Below are 2,480 nucleotides of genomic sequence, written 5' to 3'. Positions count from 1 at the left end.
GAAAAATAGTAAGGGAGCCTGATTGAGATGTGGTCAGACAATGAAACAACCGTCGACTACCTGAATTTCGGCGTTGTAGCGGACGCATGCGCAAAGCTTTTGCAGCAGGCCAACGGAACGCCGATTTCGGTAGGTATTTCTGGTGGCTGGGGGGTCGGCAAGACCTCTTTGGTTAGGATGATTGAGGGCAGGCTGAAACAGGCCAACACCCCGGGGACGAACACCTACGTCATTGTCACTTTTAACCCGTGGCTCTATCAGGACTTTGAGGGCGCGCGCGGCGCCCTGTTGCAACTGGTTGGCGACGAAGTTCTGCGTCTAGCAGCTAAGAACGAACCGCTGCTGAAGAAGGCGAAGCGCCTCCTCAAGCGTATCAACTTCCTTCGTCTCGCCCAGTTGGGCGGTGAAGCCGCCGTGACGCTTTACACGGGCGTCCCTGTCGGCAGCATCGGCTCCGCCGTCATGAAGGCTGCAGGGTTCTTCGGAGTTGGCGAGGACGACGACACCAATGAGTCGAACAACGAAGAAGGCGAAAAGAAGGACAAGGCCACAGACAAGGGGATGCCCAACGACCTGCTTAAACCGGCAGAGCCGGTCTCGTTGCCCAATGAGATTCAGTCGTTTCGCAATGCCCTTGAAGAACTGCTCGAAGAGTTGAAGGTCACGCTGGTCGTCTTCGTGGACGACCTGGACCGCTGCCTGCCCAAGACCGCCATCTCCACGCTGGAGTCGATTCGCCTGCTTCTCTTCCTCAAGCGTAGCGCCTTCGTGGTGGCAGCCGACAACGAGTTCATTCGAGGGGCGGTGCGGGTGCACTTCGAGGGCACTGGCATCTCCAGCGAAGTCGCAACGAACTACTTCGACAAGCTCATCCAGGTCCCGTTGCACGTTCCGCGCCTCGGCATCAATGAGGCCAAGGCATACCTTGCCCTGCTGCTGATGGAGCGCGCCTATGCTGACGGCGTCCTCGACAAGGATGGATTCGATGCTGCAAAGGAAGTCATCCCGAAGCGCCTGCAGACCAGCTGGAAGGGCGATGCCGTCACGTCTGAGTTCTTGCAAAGCGTTGTCGGCTTGAGTAACGCGCCCATGCTCGCCTTGATGCAGCTTGCTGAAGGCTTGGCGCCATTGCTCACCCAGTCGAGTGCCGTGAACGCGAACCCGCGGCTGATGAAGCGGTTCTTGAACACGGTCTACCTCCGGTCGGCCTTGGCAGCGCCTCAAGGCATCGATCTCGACATCCCGTCTCTTGCGAAATGGCACCTTGTCGAGCGGTGCGATGAGACGCTGGCCAACGCACTGGCCGCAAGGGTCTCGTCGGAAGCCGACGGGCGAGTGCCAATATTGCGTGAAGCGGAGACTGCAGCCGCCGCAGGCCCGGGTACGCCCCTCCCGGAGCCATTCAAAGATGAGCCTTTTTCGCGCGAGTGGTTGCAGCTCAAGCCGCCGCTGGGCGAGGTAGACCTCCGGCCCCTGCTGCACCTGAGCAGGGACACAGCAACTCGGGACTTCGGCGCAGACAACATGACCAACGAAGGACGAGCGCTGCGCGACGCCCTGGTCGCTGCGACGACATCGAACGCGCCGCTCACCGAGGCAATCCGAGTTGCTGGTGTCATCCAGGCAGGTTTGGCTATGGGTAAAGCTTGGCAACTGAAAGCCGCGAAGCGGACCTGGCGCGCGGGCGAAGATGTCGTCCCACTCATCGAGCCCTGCAAAGTCTTTCCAGAACTGGCTGCCCAAGCCTCGACGCTCTTGGCGGAAGCACCTGTGGGGAAAGTCGGCCCTGGTGTCATCCCTCTTCTGAACGCGCAGACGTGGGCGCGTCCCACCCTCGACAAGTGGGAATTGGACGCCTCTGTGGAGAAGCCCACTAAGGCGGCCATCCAGCAAGCGAAGAAGGGAGCCCGGTAGTGGGAACCTCGACGTCAAGCTCTGGCGGCAAAGCCGGTTCGCCGTTTGACCCTGAATGGCTGACGCCAGAGGCCGCGCCCGCCGGTACTGCCGATGGCGGGGATGATGCTGCTGCCGATGGCTCGGGAGAGGGCGGGGACCAGGAGCCCGCTGACGCGGGCGCGGAAGCCGACGGACCGGCTGCTGTCGGCGAGCCAGCAACAGTCGATGAGGCTTTAGCCCCCAGTCGGAGGTTCGCCGATGCACGCTCCAAGATGTCTGCCGCCCTTGGCGGTGGCGGACGCGAGTCGTTGCGCGCGGCAGCCAAGAGCATGGTCACCAAGGGCATGGGCGGTGCGCGACGGGCGACCTCCACCATGCGAAGCACGGCCCAGGGCGCAGGCGCCCTTGGGCAGTTCTTGGCTTCTGCCCGAGACAGGGCCGACCCACAGGTTATTGATTGGGTAAATCGGACGCGGGCAGCGAATCTTGCAGCAGACGACCTCATCTTGGAATTGGTCAAGGAGGTCATGCCTGATACGGGCAGTGTTGATGACTAATCGCTGCGTAACGCCGCAGCCGAGGCG

At 61.6% G+C, this 2,480-nt stretch carries 1 protein-coding gene; it reads left to right on the top strand.

Annotated features, from left to right (window positions below):
- Positions 1–27: 27 nt before the first annotated feature.
- Entirely contained in the window at positions 28–1,914 is a 1,887-nt protein-coding gene (locus EPO09_RS01885; protein WP_290639616.1) for a P-loop NTPase fold protein, read from the top strand.
- The last annotated feature ends 566 nt before the right edge of the window (positions 1,915–2,480 follow it).

It is taken from the genome of Aquabacterium sp. (assembly GCF_004297345.1).
Taxonomy (GTDB): domain Bacteria; phylum Pseudomonadota; class Gammaproteobacteria; order Burkholderiales; family Burkholderiaceae_C; genus Aquabacterium.
Note: the sequence above shows the minus strand (reverse complement) of the source record. Positions and strands in the feature narration are given on the sequence as shown.

What these genes read in the sequence shown, in the direction of transcription:
- EPO09_RS01885 (WP_290639616.1), top strand. Translation starts at nt 28, where the DNA reads ATGTGGTCAGACAATGAAACAACCGTCGACTACCTGAATTTCGGCGTT.